Origin of the sequence: Nocardia aurea (assembly GCF_003123685.1) — a bacterium.
Classification (GTDB): Bacteria; Actinomycetota; Actinomycetes; order Mycobacteriales; family Mycobacteriaceae; genus Nocardia; species Nocardia aurea.
The window spans coordinates 229,896-254,135 of record NZ_QCYJ01000005.1; the positions used below are offsets into that span (position 1 = coordinate 229,896).

At 67.4% G+C, this 24,240-nt stretch carries 18 protein-coding genes; 13 read left to right on the forward strand and 5 right to left on the reverse strand.

All coding sequences use genetic code 11. From position 1 onward, the window contains the following. Positions 1-85: 85 nt before the first annotated feature. Together DAT37_RS01735 and DAT37_RS01745 are read right to left on the reverse strand one after the other, a co-directional pair. Positions 86-856: a MerR family transcriptional regulator gene (locus DAT37_RS01735; protein WP_109522860.1), complete on the reverse strand. Its 771-nt coding sequence runs from the start codon at positions 854-856 to the stop codon at positions 86-88. A 541-nt stretch (positions 857-1,397) separates the two neighbouring features. Then, the gene (locus DAT37_RS01745) at positions 1,398-2,696 is read right to left on the reverse strand and encodes a SpoIID/LytB domain-containing protein (protein WP_232839439.1); all 1,299 of its coding nucleotides are present in this window, start codon (positions 2,694-2,696) and stop codon (positions 1,398-1,400) included. A gap of 338 nt (positions 2,697-3,034) precedes the next feature. Between DAT37_RS01745 and DAT37_RS01750 the strand changes: the two genes are divergently transcribed. Beyond that, complete coding sequence (locus tag DAT37_RS01750; protein WP_109523221.1) at positions 3,035-5,056, forward strand: N-acetylmuramoyl-L-alanine amidase; 2,022 nt, start codon at positions 3,035-3,037, stop codon at positions 5,054-5,056. 72 nt (positions 5,057-5,128) lie between these two features. Here DAT37_RS01750 and DAT37_RS01755 read toward each other — a convergent pair whose 3' ends face one another. After that, on the reverse strand, positions 5,129-5,929 hold the full coding sequence (locus tag DAT37_RS01755; RefSeq protein WP_109523220.1) for an HAD family hydrolase: 801 nt from the start codon (positions 5,927-5,929) through the stop codon (positions 5,129-5,131). Between the two features lie 74 nt (positions 5,930-6,003). Further along, the gene (locus DAT37_RS01760; RefSeq protein WP_109522863.1) at positions 6,004-6,897 is read right to left on the reverse strand and encodes a DUF4064 domain-containing protein; all 894 of its coding nucleotides are present in this window, start codon (positions 6,895-6,897) and stop codon (positions 6,004-6,006) included. Between the two features lie 180 nt (positions 6,898-7,077). Here DAT37_RS01760 and DAT37_RS01765 point away from each other — a divergent pair, with 180 nt between their 5' ends. The 8 genes from DAT37_RS01765 to DAT37_RS01800 all read left to right on the forward strand — a co-directional run bounded on the left by DAT37_RS01765 (position 7,078) and on the right by DAT37_RS01800 (position 18,524). Further along, positions 7,078-8,055 (forward strand): ABC transporter permease, encoded by a 978-nt coding sequence (locus DAT37_RS01765; RefSeq protein WP_109522864.1) that lies wholly within the window; start codon positions 7,078-7,080, stop codon positions 8,053-8,055. A 64-nt stretch (positions 8,056-8,119) separates the two neighbouring features. Continuing rightward, positions 8,120-9,109: an ABC transporter permease gene (locus DAT37_RS01770; RefSeq protein WP_109522865.1), complete on the forward strand. Its 990-nt coding sequence runs from the start codon at positions 8,120-8,122 to the stop codon at positions 9,107-9,109. Continuing rightward, on the forward strand, positions 9,106-10,956 hold the full coding sequence (locus DAT37_RS01775; RefSeq protein ID WP_109522866.1) for an ABC transporter ATP-binding protein: 1,851 nt from the start codon (positions 9,106-9,108) through the stop codon (positions 10,954-10,956). The genes DAT37_RS01770 and DAT37_RS01775 overlap by 4 nt, the downstream gene beginning before the upstream one ends. Before the next feature lie 31 nt (positions 10,957-10,987). After that, positions 10,988-12,694 (forward strand): ABC transporter family substrate-binding protein, encoded by a 1,707-nt coding sequence (locus DAT37_RS01780; RefSeq protein ID WP_456320109.1) that lies wholly within the window; start codon positions 10,988-10,990, stop codon positions 12,692-12,694. After that, the gene (locus DAT37_RS01785) at positions 12,691-14,379 is read left to right on the forward strand and encodes an ABC transporter family substrate-binding protein (RefSeq protein WP_109522867.1); all 1,689 of its coding nucleotides are present in this window, start codon (positions 12,691-12,693) and stop codon (positions 14,377-14,379) included. The genes DAT37_RS01780 and DAT37_RS01785 overlap by 4 nt, the downstream gene beginning before the upstream one ends. A gap of 68 nt (positions 14,380-14,447) precedes the next feature. Next, complete coding sequence (locus tag DAT37_RS01790; protein ID WP_109522868.1) at positions 14,448-16,127, forward strand: ABC transporter family substrate-binding protein; 1,680 nt, start codon at positions 14,448-14,450, stop codon at positions 16,125-16,127. A 46-nt stretch (positions 16,128-16,173) separates the two neighbouring features. Further along, positions 16,174-17,844, forward strand: a complete 1,671-nt coding sequence (locus tag DAT37_RS01795; RefSeq protein ID WP_109522869.1) for an ABC transporter family substrate-binding protein — start codon at positions 16,174-16,176, stop codon at positions 17,842-17,844. Beyond that, positions 17,841-18,524: a hypothetical protein gene (locus tag DAT37_RS01800; protein WP_408637355.1), complete on the forward strand. Its 684-nt coding sequence runs from the start codon at positions 17,841-17,843 to the stop codon at positions 18,522-18,524. The genes DAT37_RS01795 and DAT37_RS01800 overlap by 4 nt, the downstream gene beginning before the upstream one ends. On the opposite strand, the gene DAT37_RS01805 is transcribed toward DAT37_RS01800, so the two are convergent. After that, positions 18,521-19,027: an NUDIX domain-containing protein gene (locus DAT37_RS01805; protein ID WP_109522870.1), complete on the reverse strand. Its 507-nt coding sequence runs from the start codon at positions 19,025-19,027 to the stop codon at positions 18,521-18,523. The two genes, DAT37_RS01800 and DAT37_RS01805, sit on opposite strands and share 4 nt — an antisense overlap. Positions 19,028-19,138: 111 nt before the next feature. On the opposite strand from DAT37_RS01805, the gene DAT37_RS01810 reads away from it, so the two are divergent. The 4 genes from DAT37_RS01810 to DAT37_RS01825 all read left to right on the forward strand — a co-directional run bounded on the left by DAT37_RS01810 (position 19,139) and on the right by DAT37_RS01825 (position 24,202). Then, on the forward strand, positions 19,139-19,861 hold the full coding sequence (locus DAT37_RS01810) for a FadR/GntR family transcriptional regulator (protein WP_109522871.1): 723 nt from the start codon (positions 19,139-19,141) through the stop codon (positions 19,859-19,861). 35 nt (positions 19,862-19,896) lie between these two features. Continuing rightward, the gene (locus DAT37_RS01815) at positions 19,897-20,580 is read left to right on the forward strand and encodes a sterol desaturase family protein (protein WP_109523224.1); all 684 of its coding nucleotides are present in this window, start codon (positions 19,897-19,899) and stop codon (positions 20,578-20,580) included. A 320-nt stretch (positions 20,581-20,900) separates the two neighbouring features. Next, entirely contained in the window at positions 20,901-21,842 is a 942-nt protein-coding gene (locus DAT37_RS01820) for a hypothetical protein (protein WP_109522872.1), read from the forward strand. 50 nt (positions 21,843-21,892) lie between these two features. After that, on the forward strand, positions 21,893-24,202 hold the full coding sequence (locus DAT37_RS01825) for a heavy metal translocating P-type ATPase (RefSeq protein WP_109522873.1): 2,310 nt from the start codon (positions 21,893-21,895) through the stop codon (positions 24,200-24,202). Positions 24,203-24,240 lie beyond the last annotated feature (38 nt).

Below are 24,240 nucleotides of genomic sequence, written 5' to 3' on the forward strand. Positions count from 1 at the left end.
CACCCGCACCCGCCCCACTGAGAAGGTATGCGTCCGCGCGAAAGCCCGCATGTCGGAGGACATGCGGGCTCGCGATGACCAGGTACTACAGGTTGGTCTCGGCGTAGATCGTCATCGCGTCGCGGACGAATTCGACGGTGCCCGCGCCGTGCACGTCGTAGTTCCGGCCGAAACGCGGATCGGCGACATACATCTCGCCGAGTCCGATGAACGCCTGCTTCTCCACCGCTCGGCCCTGCCAGCCGACCCCGATCCACTCCCGGTGGCGGGCGACGATGGCCTGCACCTCGGCGCTGTCGGGGTCGAGACCGGCCGCGTGGGCCCGGCCGTAGTCGGCGGCGATATCCAGGTGGGTCTGCTGGAACCGCTGTTTGTCGGCATCGGTCATCGAACGCCACCAGCGGTCACCGCTGTCGTAGGCGTCCTTGCCCCACCGCTCGATCACCTCGTCCTTGTACCGCGTGTGGTCGAATCCGTCGAAAACTTCGGCAGCCACGAGTCGTTCACCTCTTTCCGTCTTGTGCAACGTGGTTCGCACCGACTCGATCCGCCGCCGGATCCGATCCTGTTCCTGCTCGAGCAGTCCCAGGTGCGCACGCAACGCGGTCGCCGTATCTCGTTGTCCCGCGAGAACTTCGGCGATGGCCGGGAGGCCGAGACCGAGTTCGCGCAACAGCAGGATGCGTTGCAACCGCACGAGGGAGTCCTGGTCGTAGTAGCGATACCCGTTGACGCCGATCCGGCTCGGCGTCAACAATCCGAGCTGCCCGTAGTGGCGTAGCGCGCGACTGGTTGTGCCCGCCGCCTTCGCCAGATCCTGAATGGACCATTCACCGGGACGGGTGCCCGCTGCCATGACCTGCTCCTCGCTATCTCGTCGGTACGACCAGTCTGCGAGTTGACGCTACGTCAAGGTCAACACCGATGAGCAGAGATTTTCGCCGCGACCGGGCGACCGGACAGGCGGGCAGGCGGACGGACGGACAGCAGACAGACGGACAGCGGACGGACGGCATCGGACAGGCAGCATCGGGCTCCAGCTCCAGCTCCAGCTCCAGCTCGGGCTCCAGCTCCAGCTCCAGCTCGGGCTCCAGCTCGGGCTCCGGCGGCTCCGGGCTCCGGCTCCCTCAGGCTCACGCTCGGGCTCCCAGCTCCAGCTCCAGCTCCGGCTCCGGCTCCGGGCTCCGGCTCCCTCAAGCTCACGCTCACGCTCACGCTCACGCTCACGCTCGGGCTCCCAGCTCCGGCTCAGGCTCAGGCTCAGGCTTCGGCTCGGCTCGGCTCGGCTCGGGCTCGGGCTCGGGCTCGGGCTCGGGCTCGGGCTCCGACATCGTCGTGAACGACCGCGGGTACCCCACAGCGGTGTCGTGACGCCAGGGCTTCTCTTCCGATCCGGACTACTCGCCCGGCGCCGAATCATCCAGCGGCACTGAATCTCCCGCCGGATCGTCCGCGACGGCCGGGTCCGGCGCCTGCTCCGGCGGCGCGACCGGCTCATCGGACATCGGCGCCTCGGTGTCCGCCTGCGGTGTGTCCTGCGTCGACTCCGACGGCGGCACGGCCGGGTCCGGCACCAACCGCATCAGCGTGGTGAAGTCGACGATCTGCGCGCCGAGCGTCGGCGTCGCGATGATGACGCCGTTGGTGAACAGGCGGTAGGTGCCGCCGTTCTGCGGCAGGCGCATCTCCGGTCCGAGCGGGGCGCCGATCGCACTGGATTCGCCGCCGATGCGGGCATATTCGTTCTCGATGGCCGACGCGGGAACGGCGGCGTCGACTCGCGGGTCGGTGGGCGGTTTGCCGACGGCGAGTTCGGCGGGTTCCGGGCCGACCTCGAAGGTGGTGATATCGGTGGGCGCACCGGCGTCGGGAGCGGCGGAGTATTCCGCGCGCAGGATTCGTCCGTCACGCAGCAGGACGGTGCCCGCCGTGGTGGCGATCGCCGTACTCGCGCGCTGATCCTCCTTCGCGGTGCCCGGATAGACCTGGCAGTCGGCGGTGTCGCAGGTCTGGGCGTACGGGTAACGCTGTTCGGCCAGCGCGTAGGACCGCGCCGCGATGGCCTGGGCTCGCAGGGCCTCGTTGGCGCCCTTGTCCGCCCAGTTGGCCTGCACCTCGGCGGGTACGACGCCGAGCAGGTAGTCCTCGATGTCGACCCGGTTGACCGTGCGGGCCGCGCCGTCCTCGCCGGCGACTCCGAGCGCGCCGCGATAGGAAGGTCCGCCGCACAGCGTGAGGTGTTCGGCCGCGGGGCGGCCCGGCTTGGGGTCCATCGGATAGATCCACGGGTCCTTGGTCGCCGTCTGCCAGAGCACCTCGCCGTCGCAGCCGACGGTCACCGCGACATTCGCGCCGCCGTCGGGCAGCGCGGTCATATGCGCGACCTGGCCCGATTCCAGTTCCCGGCCCGCGACCCTGAGCCCGGCGGCGGCGTAGACGTCGAGTCCGGCGTCGTCTCGGTCCATCAGCCGCACGGCCACCGTGGTCGTCGGCACCGTGCCGAGGGTGGCGCCCGGGTAGTAGTGCGCGAGTATGCGTTCGGCCACCGAGCCCTGCCGCGCGCTGTCGAAGGCGCCGAGTTGGCTCATCCCCCGCCCGTGACCCGACTCGATGAGTTCGATATTCGGCGTGTCGCCGGGCGTGTCCCAACCCGCGAGCGCCGTTCCGGCGAGGAGGGCGGCACCGCCCGCGACCACTATCCGCCGGAGTGTAAATACCGTTCGCCGACCGTTGATCCGGTTCCCGAAATGTATTCTGCGCTGCACTTTCGGCTCCCTCTCGCTCCTCGATCCCGGCGCGGGACGACTAATCCACGCACCGCCCGCACGGGTTTCCGTATTCGGATCGACCGGACGCCTTTTCGGCATGTCGCGCGGTCCATCCACATCCCGAGAGCTACATTCGAGCTATTCGCAAAATCCTAAACAAGAGGTTTAGACATGTGAGATTTGTGAACCAGTGTGGTCGTTGATACATCAAGAATCAAGTAGGAAATTGTGCGCATGTTCACTGGTCGATCCGATTGGAGACGCTCGTGCCGAACCGCAAACCGAAACGTTCCTACGTGCTCCCGGTTCTCACCACCCTTGCGGTCACGGCTCCGCTGGCGGCACTGACACTCAGCGATTCGGTCGGTTACCGACCGGCGAACAACAGCGACCTGGCGGCGGTACCCGCGCGGATGGCCGAGGTGATGATGAACTCGGCGCCCGACATCACGCTTCCGGTGCGCGAACTCACCGGACTCGACCTACCCGACCTGCACCTGTCCGATCTGCGGATGCTGCCGTTACCGCCTTCGGTCACCGTCCCCGACGGGCTGCCGCTGCCGTCGGGCGTGGAATTACCCGACGAGATCCCGCTGCCGCAACTGAACGACACCGGCCCATCGGTTCCCGCCAGAGCCCCGGGGCAGACGGGCGGGAGCATCCGATTCGTCGCCGATCCCACCCAGCTCGAACCCGGAACCACCCCCGACACACCGGCATTGGCACCGGGCGCGATCCCCGCCGACCTGGTCGACCAGGTCGGGGCCCAGGTCAAGGAACTCTCGCGCGACACCCCGTTCAGCGTCGTCGCGCTCACCGCGCAGGATCTGGTGAACACCAAGGCCATGGTGCGGGCGCGCCAGCCGAACGGCACCTGGGGGCCGTGGTACGAGACCGAACCCGTCGACACCAGGCGCACCGACCGCAGCACCGCCGACCGGACCGCGGGCACCGAACCGATCTATGTCGGCAACACCACCGCCGTGCAGATCCTGGTGACCCGCAAGGACGCCGCCGCCGCGCCGAAGGCCCCGCCGCCGCCTTCGCTGCCGCTGGCCGATCCGGTCCAGCCGGTGCCCGCCGCCGCGCCACGGTCCGATATCTCGGCCCTCGCCCCCGGATTGACGGCGGTGCTGATCGATCCGGGTCGCGGCGCGATCGACGGCGCGCTGCACGACATCGCCTCGGCGTTGCCGGGCGGCGGGCCGAACGTCATCAGCCGCGCGCAGTGGGGCGCGGACGAATCCATCCGATGCGACGAACCCACCTACGACGACCAGCTCGGCGGCGTCACCGTGCATCACACCGCGGGCCGCAACGACTACAGCAAATCCGAATCGGCGGGCATCGTCCGGGCGATCTACACCTATCACGCGCGCACGCTGGGCTGGTGTGACATCGGGTACAACGCGATGGTCGACAAATACGGTCAGATCTTCGAGGGCCGCGCGGGCGGATTGGACCGGCCGGTGCAGGGCGCGCACGCGGGCGGGTTCAACGAGAACACCGCGGGCATCGCGCTGATGGGCAACCACGAATCCGAGACGCCGTCGAATATCGCGCTGGAGGCGGTGGGGAACTTCATCGGTTGGCGGACCAGGGTGGCGGGCCTGGACCCGAAGGGTTCCACCACCATGTGGTCCGAGGGCACCGAGTTCACCCCGTACGCGCAGGGCGAATCCGTGCGGCTGCCCGTGGTTTTCGCGCACCGCGATGTCGGGAACACCAGCTGCCCGGGCGACGCCGCCTACGACGTGATGGATCGCATCCGCGATATCGCCGCGGGCGGCGACACCCGTCAGCAGGACAGTGCGACGTCGCGGCGCAGCGCCGCCGAACTCGCCGAACTCGCCGCGCTGACCGCCCGACTGCTCACCATGGTCGATGACAATGTCATCGCCAGGCACTGGTCCGAGCGTGGCGGTCCGGACGGTCCCCTCGGTGACGCCGAATCCGAGCCGATGCCCGCCGCCAACGGCGGCCAGTACGCCCGGTTTACCAACGGCTACGTCTACACGAACGCCGAGGGCGGGGTGTTCGAAGTGCTCGGCGCGATCCTCGACCGCTTCCTGCAACTCGGCGGGGACGGGGGCGCACTCGGACTCCCCCTGACCGACAGCTATCCGGTGCCGGACGGGTTGCGCTCGGATTTCCAGAACGGATCGCTGATCCTCAACGAACTCACCGGGATCGTGACCACGGTGCTGAAGACCTACAACGACACCTACGAGCAGGAGATGCGTCGGGATCCGGCCGAGGAGTCCGGGGCGTCGGAGCCAGGCCCGTAGCGCCGAACACGAACCGAACAGCAGCGGCGGGTGTGCCCTCGAAAGGGCGCACCCGCCGCTTCGTTCACCGCTTCAGACCCACCAGCGTTCGAGAATCTGGGCGACCCCGTCCTCGGAATTCGCCGCGGCGACCTCGTCCGCCGCGGCGATGGCCTCCTCGTGCGCGTTCGCCATGGCGACGCCGTGCCCCGCCATCCGCAACATCGGCACGTCGTTGGGCATATCGCCGAAGGCGATGATCGCGGAAGGTTCCACGCCGAGGCGCTGGGCGACCGAGGACAGTCCCGACGCCTTGGTGACGCCGGGCGCGGACAGTTCGATCAATCCGTGGTCGGTGGAATAGGTGATGTCGGCGCGTGCGCCGACCAGCGGTTCCAGGGTCGCGAGCATGGTCCCGCTGCGGGCCCCCGGCAACCGGATGAGCATCTTGATCGCGGGCGCGTCGATGACCTCGTGCCGCGCGACCGCAGTGTCGTCCGGGTTCAGCCAGGCGTGTTCGTATTCCGGTGAGCTGACGAACTGGGGTGTCACCGCGTCGTGCGCGGTGGCCCCGACTCGTTCGGCGGCCAGTCCGCAGCCGGGCAGCGCCCGCTCGGCGAGATCGGCGATCCACGACAGTGTCGGGACGTCGAGGGTGCGGCTCGCCAGCACTTTGTCGGTGGCGCTGTCGTAGATCACCGCGCCGTTGCCGCAGACGCACAGCGGCGCGTAGCCGAGGCCGTCGACCACCGGATCGATCCAGCGTGGCGGCCTGCCGGTGGCGAGAACGAACGGCACACCGTCGGCGATCAGGGCCGCCACCGCGGCCTTCGTGCGCGCGGTGACCCGCTCGTCGTGGTCGATGAGGGTGCCGTCCACATCGGTGGCCACCATCTTGGGCTTGGGCAGGTGCAGATGGGTCACCTATTCCATCCTGCCGGAAATTCGTCGAAGCGCGATCGCAACGCTCACCATCCGCCCTGTGGTTTCCACGTTTCGTCCTGGGATTTGGTCAGCGGGACGGGCGGCGGCGGGTAGGCGGAGTCGGGTCGCGGCAGCGGAGGCGGCGCGGAATACGCCGGGTCGCCGAGCGGCACGCCCGGTGCGGGAATGCCGTGGTCCTGCTGCGGGTAGCCGGTCTGCGGCACCGAGGGCGGCGCGGAGTAGGCGGGATCGCCCAGCGGCGCACCCGTTCCGGGAATGCCGGGGGCCTGCTGCGGATAACCGGGCTGCTGGTACCCCGGCCGCGAGCCGCCGTACTGCTGGTCGCGGGCGTCCGGATATCCGGGTTGGGGGTAACCCTGTTGCGGGGAGCCGTAACCTGGCGGGACCTCCGTCGGCCGGTGGGCCAGCCACCGCGATGTCGCCGGCACCAGGGCCAGGACGAGGGTCGCGACCGGGAAGACGATGCTGAAGATTCCGCTCAGACCGCCGCTGACCGGGGAGACGTCGGTCGAGGACAGCAGGCCGAGCACGACGACCACCCCGACGAGCTGCGACAGGATGCAGACCGCGCACGCCGCCGCCACGAGTGTGCGGCCGAGCGCTTTGCGGTTGAACAGCATGATCGCACCGACGCCGAGCACCACCGCCGTGATGATCGAGACGATCCCGGTCACCAGAGCGAATGTGCTGTAGCTCTCGTTGCCGAGTAATCCGGTCGAATCGAATTCCGACAGGTCCGAGCCGAAGTCCGCGGCGCTGAACGCGACGTTGAATCCCCCGCCCACCAGATTGGAGAGCGCGCCGAGACACGCCAGCACACCGGCGATGATCGCGGTCGCGCCGTTCGGCGCCGCGGCGGGCATCGAATAACCGCCGGGATACGGGTTGTAGCCCCCCGGATACTGCGGATACGCCACTGGTCTTCCCCCTCCCACGCCGGATAGCCCGACGTCATGGTCCGCTCAGGATAAAGCAGTTCACCGACACCCGGCGGACCTGCTGTTGCGCGCGCGGCATGCGAGACCGGTGTGCGCGTCCCTATGATCGGGGCCTAATACTCGGACGCTGGCCCGACCAGCCGTAGGACCAGAGGACTGATGACCGGCTTCCTGCTACGACGCGCGCTGAACTATGTCGTGCTGTTGCTGCTGGCCTCCTTCCTGACGTTCAGCCTGGCGTCGCTGACGTTCCGGCCGCTGGACAGTCTCGAACAGCGCAACCCACGCCCACCGCAGTCGGTGATCGACGCCAAGGCCGAGGAGTTGCATCTCGACGACCCGATCCCGCAGCGGTATATCACCTGGCTGAAAGGCATTCCGCACGGCGATTTCGGCACCACGCTGGCCGGGCAGCCGGTGAGCGAGGAGTTGCCGAGGCGGGTGGCCGTGAGCTTGCGTCTGCTGATCGTCGGCTCGCTGATCGGCACGGCGCTCGGTGTGCTGATCGGCGCGGCGGGGGCGATAAGGCAGTACAAGTTCAGCGACTATTTCACGACGATCGTGTCGTTGCTGATCTTGAGCACGCCCATCTTCCTCCTCGCGACGCTCCTGAAATACGGTGCGCTCGAGATCAATTCGCTGACCGGGTCGCAGATATTCCTCTATACCGGTGAGACGTCGGCGAACAAGATCGAGGGTTTCGGGCCGCAACTGCTCGACCGGGTGCAGCATCTGGTGCTGCCGACGGCGGCGCTGGCCCTCGGCGGAATGGCCGGATACAGCCGCTACCAGCGCAATGCGATGCTCGACGTACTCCAGAGCGATTTCATTCGCACCGCGCGCGCCAAGGGACTGACCCGCAACAAGGCGTTGTACAAGCACGGTCTGCGCACCGCGTTGATCCCGATGGCGACACTGTTCGCCTACAGCCTCGGCGCCCTGATCACCGGCGCGACCTTCACCGAGAAGATCTTCGGCTGGCACGGGGTCGGCGAATGGCTCGTCGATTCGATCAACGCCCAGGACCTGTACGTCGTGGTGACGGTGACGGCCTTCGCGGGCCTGGTCGTACTGGTCTCCGGCCTGCTCTCCGATATCGTCTACGCGCTGCTCGATCCCAGGGTGCGTGTGGGATGAGCGTCGGACAGAGGCAGACCGGCGCGCACGGGGGCCGGGTGGATCGCACAGGGGAGGCGCGGGCATGACCGAAGCCGAGATCATCGTCCAGGGCGCGCCGGAGATCGCGGCGGCGGGACGCCGCAAACTCGTGATACGGCGCTTCCTGCGCAACAAACCGGCCGTGGCGGGCGCGGTGGTGCTGGTCCTGATGTTCATCCTCAGTTTCGCGCTGCCGCCGCTGCTGCCCTACGACTACCAGCAGATGGACTACACGGCGCTGCTGAAACCGCCGAGCGCCGACCATCCGTTCGGTACCACCCAGATCGGTCAGGACGTACTGGCGCAGACCCTGCGCGGTCTACAGAAATCGCTGGTCATCGGCCTGCTGGTGGCGCTCATCTCGACGACCATCGCGGCCACGGCCGGCGCGCTGGCCGGATTGCTCGGCGGCTGGACCGACCGGGCCATCATGTGGTTGGTCGACCTGCTGCTCGTCGTCCCGAGTTTCATCATCATCGCGATCTTCGCGCCGCGCACCAAGGGCAGCGGATCCTTCTGGCTGCTGATCGTGCTGTTGGCGGTCTTCGGCTGGATGATCAGTGCCCGCATCGTGCGCGGACTGACGCTGAGCCTGCGTGATCGCGAATTCGTCAAGGCCGCGCGATACATGGGCGCGCCGACCCGCACCGTGATCGTCAGCCATATCGTGCCGAATATCGCGTCCATCCTGATCATCGACACCACGCTCACCGTGGGTGCGGCGATCATGGCCGAAACCGGTTTGAGCTTCCTCGGATTCGGTGTGCAGCCGCCCGATGTGTCGCTCGGTTCGCTGATCGCGGCGGGCACCCGATCGGCGCTGACCTACCCGTGGCTGTTCATGTTCGCGGGCGGCCTGCTGATCCTGACGGTGTTGTGCGCGAATCTGGTCGGCGACGGCCTGCGCGACGCGTTCGATCCGAGCGCCGCGCGCGCGAGGTCCAAGAAGAAGTCGGCCCCGGATAAATCAGCTAAGTCAGCTAAATCAGCTAAATCAGCCTCAGCGGCATCGGAAGAGAAGGCCAAGCCATGACCGGCGCACATTCGACAGCGCCCCTGCTGGAGGTTTCCGATCTGCGGGTCTCCTTCCCCAGTGAAGAGGGTCGTATCGACGCCGTGCGCGGGGTGAACTACACCGTGGCCGACGGTGAGGTGCTCGCGATCGTCGGCGAATCCGGGTCCGGCAAATCGGTGTCGTCGCTGGCGATCATCGGTCTGCTGCCCGAGCAGGCGCGTATCAACGGATCGATCCGGTTGCGCGGGCGCGAACTGCTCGGACTGGGCGACCGTCAGATGTCCGCGCTGCGCGGCAGTTCGATCAGCATGGTCTTCCAGGACCCGCTCTCCGCGCTCACACCGGTGTACCGGGTGGGCGAGCAGATCGCGGAGGCGCTGCTCGCGCACGGCTCGATGGGCCGCAAGGAGGCGGCGGCGAAAGCGGTCGACCTGCTGAAACTCGTCGGCATCGAGGACGCCGAGGTGCGGGCCAAGGCCTTCCCGCACGAATTCTCCGGCGGTATGCGCCAGCGCGTGGTGATCGCGATGGCGATCGCCAACGATCCCGCGCTGATCATCTGCGACGAGCCGACCACGGCACTCGACGTCACGGTGCAGAAGCAGATCTTGAATCTGCTGCGCAAGGCACGCGATATCACCGGCGCGGGCGTCATCATGATCACCCACGACATGGGCATCGCCGCGACCTTGGCCGACCGGATCGCGGTGATGTACGCGGGCAAGGTCGTCGAAACGGCAACCGCGGCCGAACTCTTCAACGAGCCGAGGATGCCGTACACGGTGGGTCTGCTCGGCTCGATCCCGAGGATGGACGGGCCTGCCCGCTCGCCGCTGATCCCGATCGTCGGCGCGCCGCCCGCCATGCACGCCCTGCCGCCCGGCTGCTCGTTCGCGCCGCGCTGCCCGATCTCGATCGACGAATGCCTGGTCGCGGAACCGCCGTTGGAGAACACCGCGCCCGGACACGCCGTGGCGTGTATCCGCACCCAAGAGGTCGGCACGGCCGAACTGTTCACCGCCTACCGCACCGAGATCACCGAACCCGCGACCCGTGACGACGCCGATTCCGGTGTGGTGCTGCGAGTCTCGGAATTGCGGAAAACCTTCCCGATCACCTCGGGGGTGATCTTCCAGCGCCGCAAGGGCGAGGTCCGCGCGGTCGACGGCATCAGCTTCGAGGTGCGCAAGGGACGGACGCTGGCCCTGGTCGGCGAATCCGGTTCCGGCAAATCGACGACGCTCACCCAGATCCTCGACCTGGCGAAACCGGAATCGGGCACCATCGAGATCATGGGCCGCGATGTCGCGACGCTGACCAGGTCCCAGAAACGCGAGATCCGCCGCACGATGCAGATCGTGTTCCAGGATCCGACGGCCTCACTCGATCCGCGGCTGCCGATCTTCGACGCGCTGGCCGAACCGCTGCGCATCGACGGCAGGCCAAGGGCCGAGATCGCCGAACGGGTACCGCAACTGCTCAGGCAGGTCGGCCTGCGTCCCGAACACGCCGACCGCTATCCGGCGGATTTCTCCGGCGGCCAGAAGCAGCGCATCAGCATCGCGCGCGCCCTCGCCCTGGATCCGGAACTGCTCGTGCTGGACGAACCGGTGTCGTCACTGGACGTGTCCATCCAGGCCGGTGTGCTGAATCTGCTGCGCGATCTACAGACCGAGCGGGGACTGTCGTATCTGTTCGTCTCCCACGACCTGTCGGTGGTGCGCAATCTCGCGCACGATATCGCGGTGATGTATCGCGGCAAGATCGTCGAAGCCGGTCCGGCCGAGCAGATCTTCGACGATCCTCGACACGAGTACACCCGGGCGTTGATCGAGGCGGTGCCGGTTCCGGTCGTCAGCGGGTAGGCAGGAGAGCGCTGTGGAAGTTCGTTCGAGGCTGGACCGGTCGGTGCGCACACGGTCCGGGCGCACACGGTCCGGGCGGTTTCGCTGTGCCACGGCGATCGTCGTGGTCGGACTCGTCGCGGCGGGCTGCGGCTCGAGCGACGATCATTCCGCCCACGGGCTGTCCGACGCGATCGGCACCACCAGCGATATCAATCCGAGAAGCCGCGACGAGCTCCGCGACGGCGGCAATCTGAGGTTGGCGGTGACCTCGTTCCCCGCGAACTGGAACACGCTGTCCAACGACGGCAACGAGGGCGAGATCGCCGATATCGAGAAGCCCATGATGCCGCGCGCCTTCCAGGTGAACGCGGCGGGCGAACTCGCCGTCGACACGAACTACTTCACCGATATCGCGCTGACTGGAACGAATCCGCAGCAGATCACCTACACGATCAATCCGAAAGCCACGTGGTCCGACGGGAATCCGATCACCTGGGAGGATCTCGCGTCCCAGGCGAACGCCCTCAGCGGACGGGACAAGGCGTTCCTGATCGCGATAACCAACGGTTTCGAATTCGTGGAGAAGGTGGAACGCGGCGTCGACGACCGGCAGGCGGTGCTCACCTTCAGGCAGCCGTACGCCGAATGGCGCGGGCAGTTCGCGGGCAATGCCGCGCTGTTCCCGAAATCGGTGACGGCGACGCCGGATTCGTTCAACAAGAGTCTGACCGACGCGATGGGGCCGACCGCGGGCCCGTTCCGGATCCGGTCGACCGATCGCGGCCAGGGCCGGATCGTGCTCGAACGCGATCCCGGGTGGTGGGGCGATCAACCGAAACTCGACACCATCACCTTCAGCGTGCTCGACCACGCCGCCTGGATCGGCGCGCTACAGAACGACGAACTCGACCTGGCGCTGCTCAGCTCGGTCGACGAGGTGAAGACAGCGCGTGACACCTCCGGCCTCGAGGTGCGCCGCGCCCCCGGCAATCGCTGGCGTCACATCACCTTCAACGGCGCTCCGGGTTCGATCCTGGCCGATCAGGGTGTGCGCGTGGCGATCTCGAAGGCCATCGACCGGCAGGGCATCGCGACCGCCATTCAGAACGGACTGGTCGAGAATCCGAAACCGCTGAACAACCACGTCTACCTGCAGGGGCAGGACGGTTACCGGGACAACAGCCTCGGCTACGACCCGGCCGCCGCGGCGCGCGAACTCGACACGCTCGGCTGGAAACTCAACGGCGAATTCCGCGAGAAGGACGGGCGCAAGCTGGTCATCCGCGATGTCATGTACAACGACCCCGTCTGGGTGCAGGTCGCGCAGATCATCCAGCAAAATCTCGCGGGCATCGGCGTCGGGCTCACCATCGACACCAAACCGGGCGCGGGATTCTTCACCGATGTCATCCAGCCGGGTGATTTCGACGCCGCGCAATTCAGTTTCCAGGGTGACGCTTTCCCGCTCGGGAGCATCCGGCAGATCTACTATTACGACCCCACCGACCTCCAGGGCAACTACGGCCGGATCGGCTCACCGGAGCTCAACGCCCTCATCGAGCGAACCCTCGCCGAACTCGAACCGGACAAGGCCGTCGAACTGGCGAACGAGGTCGACCGCAAGGTTTTCGACGAGGGACACTCGCTGCCCCTGACCCAGTCCGACGGTAGTTACGGCGTCCGGGCGAATCTGGCCAATATCGGATCTCCCGGTCTGGCGACCTACGACTACACCACGATCGGATTCCTGCGATGAGAACCCAGCGGACCACCGCACGCCGTCGCGGACTCGCCGTGCCGTTCGTCGCCCTCACCCTGGTGCTCGCCGGCTGCGGCGACGCCGAGGAGAGCGCGCCGGCCGGTGCGGCCGCCCAACTCGGCACCACCAGCGATATCAATCCGCGCGATGTCTCCGAATTGCGCGACGGCGGCAACCTGCGGCTGGCCCTGACGTCGCTGCCGGAGAACTGGAACGTGCTGCACACCGACGCCAGCGGTGAGGTCGGCGCGCTGGCGAGGCCGATGATGCCGCGTGCCTTCCGCACCAGCGCCAGCGGTGAACTGTCCGTCGACACCAATTTCTTCACCGATGTCCGGCTGACGAGCACCGAACCGCAGCAGGTCACCTACACGATCGACCCGAAGGCCGTCTGGTCCGACGGCAGCCCGATCACCTGGGAGGACATCGCCTCCCAGGCAAACGCCCTCAGCGGGCGGGACACCTCGTACCTGATCAAACTGACCACCGGTTTCGACCGGGTGGCCAAGGTCGAACGCGGGGCCGACGACCGCGAGGCGGTGCTCACCTTCGCCCAGCCCTATTCCGAATGGCGCGGCCAGTTCGCGGGCAACTCGTTCCTCTATCCGAAATCGGTCACCGCGTCGGCCGAGGCGTTCAACAACAGTCTGCGCGACGGCATCACCCTGACCGCAGGGCCCTTCCTGGTCCGGTCGGTGGACCGCGCGCAGGGTCGCGTGGTGCTCGCCCACAATCCCCGGTGGTGGGGCGCCACACCGAAACTCGACACCATCACCTTCTCGGTGCTCTCCAGCGAGGCGCTGATCCCGGCCTTGCAGAACAACGAGATCGACGCGGTGGGAATCTCCTCGATCGATGAGATGAAGACGGCGCGAAACACCCCCGGCGTCGCCATCCGCCGCGCACCGGGCAACAGCTGGTCGCATCTGACCTTCAACGGCTCCCCCGGCTCGATTCTGGCCGACCCGGCGCTGCGCGTCGCGGTGTCGAAGGCCATCGATCGCCAGGGCATCGCGACGGCGGTGCAGAACGGGCTGGTGGAGAATCCGAAACCGCTGGGCAACCATGTCTTCGTCGAGGGGCAGATCGGCTACCGCGACAACAGCCTGCCCTACGATCCCGCGGCCGCCGCGGCCGAACTCGACGCGCTCGGCTGGAAACTCAACGGCGAATTCCGCGAGAAGGACGGCCGCAGGCTGAAATTCCGCGATGTCATGTACAACGCGCAGTCGTGGGTGCAGATCGCGCAGGTCATCCAGCAGAATCTCGCGCGGGTCGGCATCGAGATGGAGATCGTGACCAAACCCGGCGCGGGTTACTTCACCGACGTGATCAAACCGGGTGATTTCGATGTGGCGCACTGGGTCTGGTCCGGCGACGCCTTCCCGTTGAGCAGCCTGCCGCAGGTCTACGCCTACAACCCCGGCGGAGAACTCCAGGGCAATTACGGTCGTATCGGCTCGCCGGAGATCAACGCGCTGATCGAGCGGTCGCTGGTCGAACTCGACCCGGAGAAGGCCAACGAACTGGCCAACGAGGTCGACCGCGAACTGTTCGAGATCGGCTTCTCGCTGCCGCTGGTGCAGTCGACCGGCAATGTCGCGGTGCGGGCCGATCTCGCCAATTACGGCGCGCCGGGTCTGGCATCCTACGACTACACCACGATCGGATTCGTGCGGTGAACATTCGTGCGGTGAGGATTCGAGTACGACAGCCGGGTCACGCACTTCGTCGTCAGGAAGGTTATTCCATGGGATATCGGTCTCTCGGCTCACGGTCGGCCGTCACGGTCCTCGCGTGCGCGCTGGTGCTGACGGGGTGCGGTTCCGGCGACGACACCGCCCCGGAGGGGGCCGTCGCCGAACTCGGGACGACCAGCGATATCAATCCCAAGGATGTCTCCGAACTGCGTGACGGCGGCAATCTGCGGCTGTCGGTCTCCGCCTACCCGGCCAACTGGAACACGTTGTCCAACGACGGCAACGACGCGACGATCACCTCGATCGAGCGTCCGATGATGCCGCGCGCGTTCCGCACCGACGCCTCGGGCCGACTGTCGATCGACACCGACTACTTCACCGACATCCAGCTGACGAACACCGAACCGCAGCAGGTCACCTACACCATCAACCCGAAGGCCGTCTGGTCCGACGGCAGCCCGATCACCTGGGAGGACATCGCCTCCCAGGCCAACGCCCTCAGCGGGCGGGACAAGGCGTTCCTGATCGGCAACAACAACGGGTTCGACAAGGTCGCGAAGGTTGAACGCGGCGCCGACGACCGGCAGGCCGTCGTCACCTTCACCCAGCACTACGCCGAATGGCGCGGCCAGTTCGCGGGCAATTCCTTCCTGTACCCGAAATCGGTGACGGCGACGCCGGAGAGTTTCAACAAGAGCCTCGTCGACGCGATCGCGCTGACGGCGGGCCCGTTCACGGTGCAGTCGACCGACCGGGCCCAGGGCCGCATCGTGCTCGGCCACAGCCCGACCTGGTGGGGCGACAAGCCCAAACTCGACACCATCACCTACTCCGTGCTCTCCAGCGAGGCCACGCTGCCCGCACTGCAGAACAACGAGATCGACGCCACCGGGCTCGGTTCCAGGGACGACCTGAAGACCGCGCAGAACACCCCCGGCGTCGTGGTCAGGCGCGCACCCGGTAACGGCTGGAGCCACCTGACCTTCAACGGCGCGCCCGGTTCGATCCTCGCCGATCCGGCGGTGCGCGTGGCCATCTCCAAGGCCATCGACCGCCAGGGCATCGCGACCGCCATTCAGACCGGACTGGTCCAGGATCCGAAACCGCTGAACAACCACATCTACCTGCGGGGCCAGGAGGGGTACCGGGACAACAGCCTCGGCTTCGATCCGGCGGCGGCCGCCGCCGAACTCGACGCCGCGGGCTGGAAACTCAACGGGGAGTTCCGCGAGAAGGACGGGCGCAGGCTGGAGATCCGCGACGTCATGTACAACGACGTCACCTGGGTGCAGATGGCGCAGATCATCCAGCAGAACCTGGCCGCGATCGGGGTGAAGGTCGATATCGAGACCAAACCCGGCAAGGGCTACTTCACCGACGTGATCCAGCCGGGCAATTTCGATGTGGGGCAGTGGAGCTGGGTGGGTGACCCGTTCCCGCTGAGCAGTCTCAATCAGATCTACGGCTACAACCCGGACGATCTGCAGGGCAATTACGGCCGCATCGGCTCTCCTGAACTCAACGCGCTGATCGACCGGACGATGTCCGAACTCGATCCGCAGAAGGCGATCGAACTGGCCAATCAGGTCGACCGCAAGGTTTTCGAGGAGGGCCATTCGGTGCCGCTGCTCCAATCCCCCGGCAACGTGGCGGTACGCGCCGACCTCGCCAATTTCGGCGCGGCGGGACTCGCCTCGCTCGACTACACGAAAATCGGTTTCGTGAAATGACTTTCGCCGGACGCGGCGGACGGTTCGGCCATCTGGAAGGAACACCGTGAGGATTCGGTCGCTCGGGCTACGCCTGATCATCCGCGCCACCGCCGTCGGACTCGTCGTCGCCGGATGTTCGGCTGACAGCAATGGTGTGACGGCGGGCAGCGGCGCCATCGGCACCACCGTCGACATCAATCCGCACGACGTGAGCGAATTGCGCCAGGGCGGCAATCTGCGGTTGCAGATCACCGGCTTCCCGGAGACGTTCAACAGCCTGCACGTCGATGCCGACGGCGATGCCTCCGAGGTGGTCGGGTGGACACTGCCAGGCACGATCAACTCGACCGCGTCGGGTGAGTTGCCGATCGACCGCAACTACTACACCGACATACAGCTCACCGGTACCGAACCGCAGCAGATCACCTACACGATCAACCCGAAAGCGGTGTGGACGGACGGCACCCCCATCACGTGGGAGGATCTCGCGAGCCAGGCCAACGCGCTCAGCGGCCGCGACAACGCCTTCCTGGTCGGGGCGACCCAGGGCTACAGCCGTGTCGCGAAGGTCGAGCGCGGAGTAGACGACCGGCAGGCGATCGTCACGATGGCCAAGCATTACGCCGAGTGGCAGGGCATGTTCAATCCGCTCTACCCCAAGGCGAGCACCGCGACGCCGCAGGCCTTCAACGATCTCGATCGCAACGGATTGCACGCCTCGGCGGGACCGTTCGTGATCACCTCGATCGACCGGGCGCAGCAGCGAATCGTGCTCGGCCGCAACCCCAAGTGGTGGGGTGATACGCCGGTCCTCGACACCGTCACCTACAGCGTGCTCGACAGTTCGGCGCGTCTGAGCGCGCTGCAGAACAACGAACTCGATTCGGCGTCCATCAGCGGTATCGATGAGGTGACGACGGCGTCGGGTTCGCCCGGATTGGTGGTACGGCGCGCACCGTCGCTGAATTTCACGCATATGACCTTCAACGGCGCTCCCGGCTCGATTCTCGAGGATCCGCGGTTGCGTGTCGCCGTCTCCAAGGGCATCGACCGGCAGGGTATCGCGACGGCGCTCCTGAACGGAGTGGTGCAGGATCCGAAGCCGCTCGACAACCATCTCTACCTCAACGGTCAGAAGGGCTATCAGAACAACGCCCAGTCGGTTGCCTACGACCCGGATCAAGCGGCCAAAGAACTCGACGAACTCGGCTGGAAACTCAACGGCGACGTCCGCGAGAAGGACGGACGCAAACTCGTCATCCGCAATGTCATGTTCCAGGCCGAAACCTGGAATCAGGTCGCGCAGATCGCCCAGCAGAACCTCGCCGCGATCGGCGTGAAACTCGACATCCAGACCTATCCCGGCAACGGCCTGTTCACCCAGGTCATCGATCCCGGCAATTTCGATATCGCCAATTTCGTCTGGAGCAAGAGCATCTTCCCGCTCGGCGCGCTGCCGCAGATCTACTACTACGACCCGAACAACCTTCAGGGCAACAAGGGACGTATCGGGTCACCGGAATTGAACGCGTTGATCGAGGAGATCATCTCCGAACTCGACCCGGACAAAGCGATCGAGATGGCCAACGAGGCCGACAAGATGATCTTCGCGGAGGGTTTCTCGCTGCCGCTCTACCAGTCGGCCGGGACCATCGCCCAGCGCGCGGATCTCGCGAACTGGGGCGCGTTCGGTCTGCAATCGGCCGATTTCACGAAAGTCGGCTTCCTGAAGTGAGATCCGGACCGGGTCATCCGCTCGGCTACCCGGTCGGAACGACCATCGGCGTCATCGCGGTATGTGCCGCGATGACGCCGTTCGCCGATGTGGACCAGCTCGCGGGCCTTGCCGTGGTGGTGGTCGTCGTCCTCGGCTACACCGCGTTCCGGCTCGCCACCGCGTTCGGCCACCTGCCCAACGGGCTCGATTCGCCGGGCACGGTCAGGATCAGGCGGGTCAGGAATCAGCACCGGCTGGTCAGCCGATCATGGTTGGAGATCACCGCGAACGCCGCGACGGATTCGCGCACGGGCGTCGAATCCCGTTGGCTACCGGTTTATTTCGATCCCGCTCTGCTGGCGCTCACCGAAACCACCGCCGAGGTCACCGGGCGAACGCTGCACACGGGCACCGTACGCCTGTATCCGTCCGGCCGTATTCGCACCGGCGAACCCCCCGGCCGCCTCATCGACAACGCGTCCCTGCCCGATCCGGAGGCCGCCGAGAAGGCGGCGACGGTCACCACAGCGACCCGCCGCCTGCTCCTGGACGCCCAGTCCGCCGTCGCCGCCCCGTTCGCGGCCCTGCTCTGGGTCTACGTCATGGGCGGCGGTCTGCCCGCCTTCGTCGGGGCCACGCTGGTCGGCGCGGCCGTCACCGTCTGGCTCGCCGCGGTGCGCGGCTCCGATCCCAGCTAGGTCAGCAGGCCGAGCGCCTCCGCGTGGTCGAGGGTGCGCCGCACATGCCAGACCAGCGGCACATGGGTGGCCTCGGCGTAGGACATCCACTCGAATTCGCAATGTTCGGGCGTGAGGCTGACATCGCGGTCGAGCCTGTTCTCGAAACAGCCGAAGGTGACGGTGTGGATGCCGACGGTCACGGCCTCGTTGATCTGGAGCGGGTTGGTCTGGGTGTTGATCGTCTCGGTATCCGCGGTCTGCAGGTCGACCTCGTCGTCTCCGGTGTCCGGGTTGACGAAATGGGTCAGTTCGTCGGCGATCAGGACGTCCAGGCCCGTTTCCGCGCTGACCTCGCGTCGTGCGGCCTGTGCCGGTGTCTCGCCGGGGCCGACCGAGCCCCCGGGGATATCCCACAGATCGCCGTGCCTACCCCCCGGATTGCGATGCAGGAGCAGCACTCTCCCGGTCCGGATCGGCAGCGCGTGCGCTATCCACCGTTGCCCGCCGTGATGTCGCGTCATGACCTCTCCCTCCTCCCATGTTCGAGTCTGCCACGACCGGACGGGCTACGACGGACCGAGAAATTGGTATGACCACTTGACCAGCTGACCACTGCGGGGCAAGGTGGGGGCATGGCATTGCAACCGGTGGTCAAGCGTTCGGTATCGGCTGACGTCTTCGAACAGATAGCCGCGGATGTGCTCAGCGGCGAACTCGCACCGGGTTCGACGCTGCCCAGTGAGCGACAGCTCGCCGAGGCGCTCGGCGTCTCGCGCCCCGCGGTCCGCGAGGCGCTGCAACGACTCGGCGCGGCCGGACTCGTCGCGGTGCGCCAGGGCGACGCGACGACGGTGCTCGACTATCGGCGCGGCGCCGGACTGGAGGTACTGCCACGGCTGCTCGTCCGAGCGGGTGTGCTGGAACCCGCTGTCGCGCGCAGCATCCTGGAGGCGCGGCTGCACAACGGCCCCAAGGTCGCCGAACTGGCCGCGGCGCGAATCGGCGACGCCGACGCCGAGGCGTTGCGCGCCGAACTCGCGCGACTGCTCGACGCACTCGGCGCCGAATCCGATCCGATCGCCCTGCAACGGCTCGCGCTGCAATTCTGGGATCACATCATCGACGCGGCGGACTCGATCGTCTTCCGGTTGATGTTCAACATGCTCGGCGCCGCGTACGAACCCGCGCTCGTCGCGCTCGCCCCCCTCATGTCCGCCGAGGTGGGCAATACCGACGGCTACCGCCGACTCGCCGACGCCGTGCTCGCGGGCGAGCCCGAACAGGCCGCGGACGCGGCAACGGCACTTCTGGAACCGGCGACCACGGCCCTGATCGCCGCCCTCGGCGGGCAGTGACCGCCCTGGACCGTCTCAGCACAAGGAAAACCGTCATGACACATACCGATAGCCCCACCGCCACACCCGGCCGCGCGCTGCGACGCGGACTCGATCTCCCCGACGCCTTCCGGGAATTCCTGCGCCATCCGTCGCCGTGGATGATCGCCACGGTGCTCGCCGGGGCCTTGATCGCCCGCGTCGTCGTCGGCGACTGGCGGTGGAGCGACGCCGCGGTGCCCGCCGCGGTGCTCGCCGTCTTCCCCGCCTTCGAATGGGTGGTGCACGTGCTGGTGCTGCACTGGCGACCGAAACGGCTCGGCCCTGTCACCCTCGACAGCGAACTGGCGCGCAAACACCGCGAACACCACGTGAATCCGCGCGACATCCCGCTGATCTTCATCCCGACCAGGTCACTCGCGGTGGTCGTCGCGGCCCTGCTCGCGATCACCGTATTCGCCTTCCCGCGAACGGGTCTCGGCCTCACATTCCTGCTCACCGTCACGGTGCTCGGCCTCTGCTACGAGTGGACCCACTACCTCATCCACACCGACTACAAACCGAAACACGGCCTCTACCGGGCGGTATGGAAGAACCACAGGCACCACCACTACAAGAACGAACATTTCTGGTTCACCGTGACCACCTCCGGCACCGCCGACCGCCTCTTCGGAACCCACCCCGATCCGGCCACCACCGCCACCTCACCGACCGCGCGGAATCTGCACGCGGCCGCCTAGCGACTCGGTCCGTCGGGCGGATGGCCCGAGCGTTCCACGGTCGACTCGTTCACCGCCGTCACGATCGCCCCGGGTCGGTACCGCCGGAAACGTTCCGGCGGTACCGACCCGGGGCGATCTCGGTTTTCGGGGACGGCATGGCTGGGTAGGGCGAAGGCAGCCCCGTGACCGGTGCGATTGCCGCTCATGGGCGACCGCAGCCGGTTGACAAGTTACCCTAGGGGGGTATGGTAACCACTAGGACGACGGTGAGCCGCACGCGTTCGTACCGCACGGACCAGCCCGAATCCGTGACGAAACCATCCGGAACGGAGCCCCCGATGAACACACCAGCGAAGTTCGCAGGCTTCGCCGTCGGCCTCGCGGCGATCTTCGGGATCGCCGTCGCGGCAGGCGCGACGATCGGCCCGGAACCCGGCGGGGCCGCCGCACACGATTCGAATTCCCACACCGACGAGCGGACGGCTCCGGTCGACGAGATGCCAGGGGGACTCATGTCCACCGAGAACGGGTACACCCTTCGCCTCGAGAATCCGGTCGCCTCGGCGGGGCCGAACGTCGCGGTGCGGTTCCGCGTCGTCGATGTCGAGGGCCGCGCCGTCACCCGCTACACGCGCAGTCACGACAAGGATCTGCACCTGATCGTCGTGCGGCGCGATATGGCCGGTTACCAGCACGTGCACCCGGTCCTCGACGGCAACGGCGACTGGAACGCCACGCTCGACCTGCGCCGCGCGGGCGACTACCGGGTCTTCGCCGACTTCACCCCCGACGGCGGCGTGAACACCACCCTCGGCGCCGACCTGCGAGTTCCCGGACAGTACGACGTGCAACCGCTGCCCGCCCCCGCCACGACCGCGACGGTCGGCGAGTACACCGTCACCCTCGACGGGACGGTCGCACCGGGTCGGGCGTCGCGGGTCACCCTGTCGGTGGCACGCGCCGGTCGCGCGGTGACCGACATCCAGCCCTACCTGGGCGCCTACGGCCACCTGGTCGCGCTGCGCACCGCCGACCTGGCCTACCTGCACGTCCACCCGGAAGGCCATCCCGGCGACGGTGTCACTCCCGCGGGGCCCGGCATCACCTTCTCGATGACCGCACCGAGCGCGGGCGACTACCGACTCTTCCTCGACTTCCAGCACGACGGCGTGGTCCGCACCGCCGAGTTCACCGTGCGAGTCGCCCCGGCGTCCTCGGCGCCGACCATGGAACCGCACGGCGGCCACGGGGCCACTCCCGCCCCCTCCCATCCACACTGACGCCCCGACCAGCGACAATGCACCAGTTGACCCTGAGAACGGAGCCCACGATGATCGCCCCGACACAACCGAGCGCCCCCGATCGGGTCGAATTGGTGATCGGCGGTATGACCTGCGCGTCGTGCGCTGCCCGTATCGAGAAGAAGCTGAACCGGCTCGACGGCGTGACCGCGAGCGTGAACTACGCGACCGAGAAGGCCCGCGTCGACGTCACCGGTGACATCTCCCCGGAACAGCTGATCGCGACCGTCGAGCAGGCCGGATACACCGCCGCGCTACCCGCGCCGAAGGTCGAGGCCCCGACCGAGGACACCGACGCGGACGACCCGAGCGCGGCACTGCGCACCAGACTGCTGATCTCGATCGTGCTGACCGTCCCCGTGATCGCCATGGCGATGATCCCGGCACTGCAATTCGACAACTGGCAGTGGCTGTCGCTGACGCTGGCCGCGCCGGTCGTGATCTGGGGCGCGCTGCCGTTCCACCGGGCCGCGTGGACCAATCTGCGCCACGGCGCGGCCACCATGGACACCCTGGTGTCGATGGGGACGCTCGCCGCGTTCGGCTGGTCGCTCTACGCGCTGTTCTTCGGCACCGCGGGAACACCCGGTATGAAGCATCCGTTCGAATTCACCATCGCGCGGATGGACGGCACCGGCAGCATCTACCTGGAAGCCGCCGCCGGGGTCACCACCTTCATCCTGGCCGGGCGGTATTTCGAGGCCAGGTCCAAGCGCAGGGCGGGCGCGGCACTGCGGGCACTGCTCGAACTCGGGGCCAAGGAGGTCTCGGTCCTCCGTCGCGCAGGCGACTTTCACAGCGTAGGCGGCACCCACCACACGGGCCACCCCTCGAACGGTGCTGTCGAACAGCGTATTCCGATCGAAGAACTGGCCGTCGGCGACGAATTCGTCGTCCGCCCCGGCGAGAAGATCGCGGCCGACGGCACCGTCGTCGAGGGTTCGTCGGCGATCGACGCGTCCATGCTGACCGGCGAGTCGGTGCCCGTCGAGGTCGGTCCCGACGACGCCGTGGTCGGCGCGACCGTCAATGTCGGCGGCCGGATCGTGGTGCGCGCCACCCGTATCGGCTCCGACACCCAGCTCGCCCAGATGGCCCGCCTGGTCGAGGAGGCCCAGACCGGCAAGGCCCAGGCCCAGCGTCTGGCCGACCGGATCTCCGGGATCTTCGTCCCCGTGGTGATCGCGCTCGCGGTCGCGACACTCGGATTCTGGCTCGGTACCGGCGGTTCGGTGGCGGCGGCCTTCACCGCGGCGGTCGCCGTGCTGATCATCGCCTGCCCGTGTGCCCTCGGGCTGGCCACGCCGACCGCGCTGATGGTCGGCACCGGACGCGGCGCGCAGCTCGGCATCCTGATCAAGGGGCCCGAGGTGCTCGAGTCGACGCGGCGCGTCGATACCGTCGTCCTCGACAAGACCGGAACCGTCACCACCGGCCGGATGACCCTGCTCGACGTGGTCGCCGCCGAAGGCGAGGACGTCACCGAGGTACTCGCCCTCGCGGGCGCACTGGAGGATTCCTCCGAACATCCGATCGCGCGCGCCATCGCCGCGGGCGCGCGGGAGAAGACGGGCACGCTGCGCGCGGTCGAGGATTTCTCGAATATCGAGGGACTCGGGGTGCAGGGCGTCATCGACGGGCACGCGGTGCTCGTCGGCAGGCCTCGACTGCTCGCCGACTGGTCGCTGGAACTCGGGCCCGCGCTGGAACACGCTCTGAACACGGCACAATCGGAGGGGAAGACCGCGGTGGCGGTCGGCTGGGACGGTCGCGCGCGCGGCGTGCTCGTCGTCGCGGACGCGGTGAAACCGACCTCGGCCGAAGCCGTCGCGCAGTTGAAGGCGCTCGGTCTCACCCCGATCATGCTCACCGGCGACAACGCCGCGGCGGCCCGCGCCATCGCGGATCAGGTCGGCATCGACGAGGTGATCGCGGAGGTGCTGCCCGAGGACAAACTGGCCGTGATCACCCGGCTGAAGAGTGAAGGCAAGGTCGTCGCCATGGTCGGTGACGGCGTCAACGACGCGGCGGCGCTGGCGGGCGCGGATCTGGGTCTGGCGATGGGCACCGGCACCGATGTCGCCATCGAAGCCGGTGACCTCACCCTGGTGCGCGGCGACCTGCGGTCGGCCGCGGACGCCATCCGGCTGTCGCGCCGCACGCTGGCCACCATCAAGGGAAACCTGTTCTGGGCCTTCGCCTACAACGTGGGCGCCATCCCGCTGGCGATGGCGGGTCTGCTGAACCCCATGCTCGCCGGTGCGGCGATGGCGTTCTCCTCGGTGTTCGTGGTCAGCAACAGTTTGCGACTGCGCGGTTTCCGCTCCACCGCGAGCTGACGAACCGGACAGGTGCGAGGGCTGGAGGAAGCCCGCGC

Excerpts from the sequence above, each read along its gene's own strand:
- DAT37_RS01735 (WP_109522860.1), bottom strand. The coding sequence starts at position 856 with ATGGCAGCGGGCACCCGTCCCGGTGAATGGTCCATTCAGGATCTGGCG.
- DAT37_RS01755 (WP_109523220.1), bottom strand. The coding sequence starts at position 5,929 with ATGGTGGCCACCGATGTGGACGGCACCCTCATCGACCACGACGAGCGG.
- DAT37_RS01765 (WP_109522864.1), top strand. The coding sequence starts at position 7,078 with ATGACCGGCTTCCTGCTACGACGCGCGCTGAACTATGTCGTGCTGTTG.
- DAT37_RS01770 (WP_109522865.1), top strand. The coding sequence starts at position 8,120 with ATGACCGAAGCCGAGATCATCGTCCAGGGCGCGCCGGAGATCGCGGCG.
- DAT37_RS01775 (WP_109522866.1), top strand. The coding sequence starts at position 9,106 with ATGACCGGCGCACATTCGACAGCGCCCCTGCTGGAGGTTTCCGATCTG.
- DAT37_RS01785 (WP_109522867.1), top strand. The coding sequence starts at position 12,691 with ATGAGAACCCAGCGGACCACCGCACGCCGTCGCGGACTCGCCGTGCCG.
- DAT37_RS01790 (WP_109522868.1), top strand. The coding sequence starts at position 14,448 with ATGGGATATCGGTCTCTCGGCTCACGGTCGGCCGTCACGGTCCTCGCG.
- DAT37_RS01805 (WP_109522870.1), bottom strand. The coding sequence starts at position 19,027 with ATGACGCGACATCACGGCGGGCAACGGTGGATAGCGCACGCGCTGCCG.
- DAT37_RS01810 (WP_109522871.1), top strand. The coding sequence starts at position 19,139 with ATGGCATTGCAACCGGTGGTCAAGCGTTCGGTATCGGCTGACGTCTTC.
- DAT37_RS01815 (WP_109523224.1), top strand. The coding sequence starts at position 19,897 with ATGACACATACCGATAGCCCCACCGCCACACCCGGCCGCGCGCTGCGA.
- DAT37_RS01820 (WP_109522872.1), top strand. The coding sequence starts at position 20,901 with ATGAACACACCAGCGAAGTTCGCAGGCTTCGCCGTCGGCCTCGCGGCG.
- DAT37_RS01825 (WP_109522873.1), top strand. The coding sequence starts at position 21,893 with ATGATCGCCCCGACACAACCGAGCGCCCCCGATCGGGTCGAATTGGTG.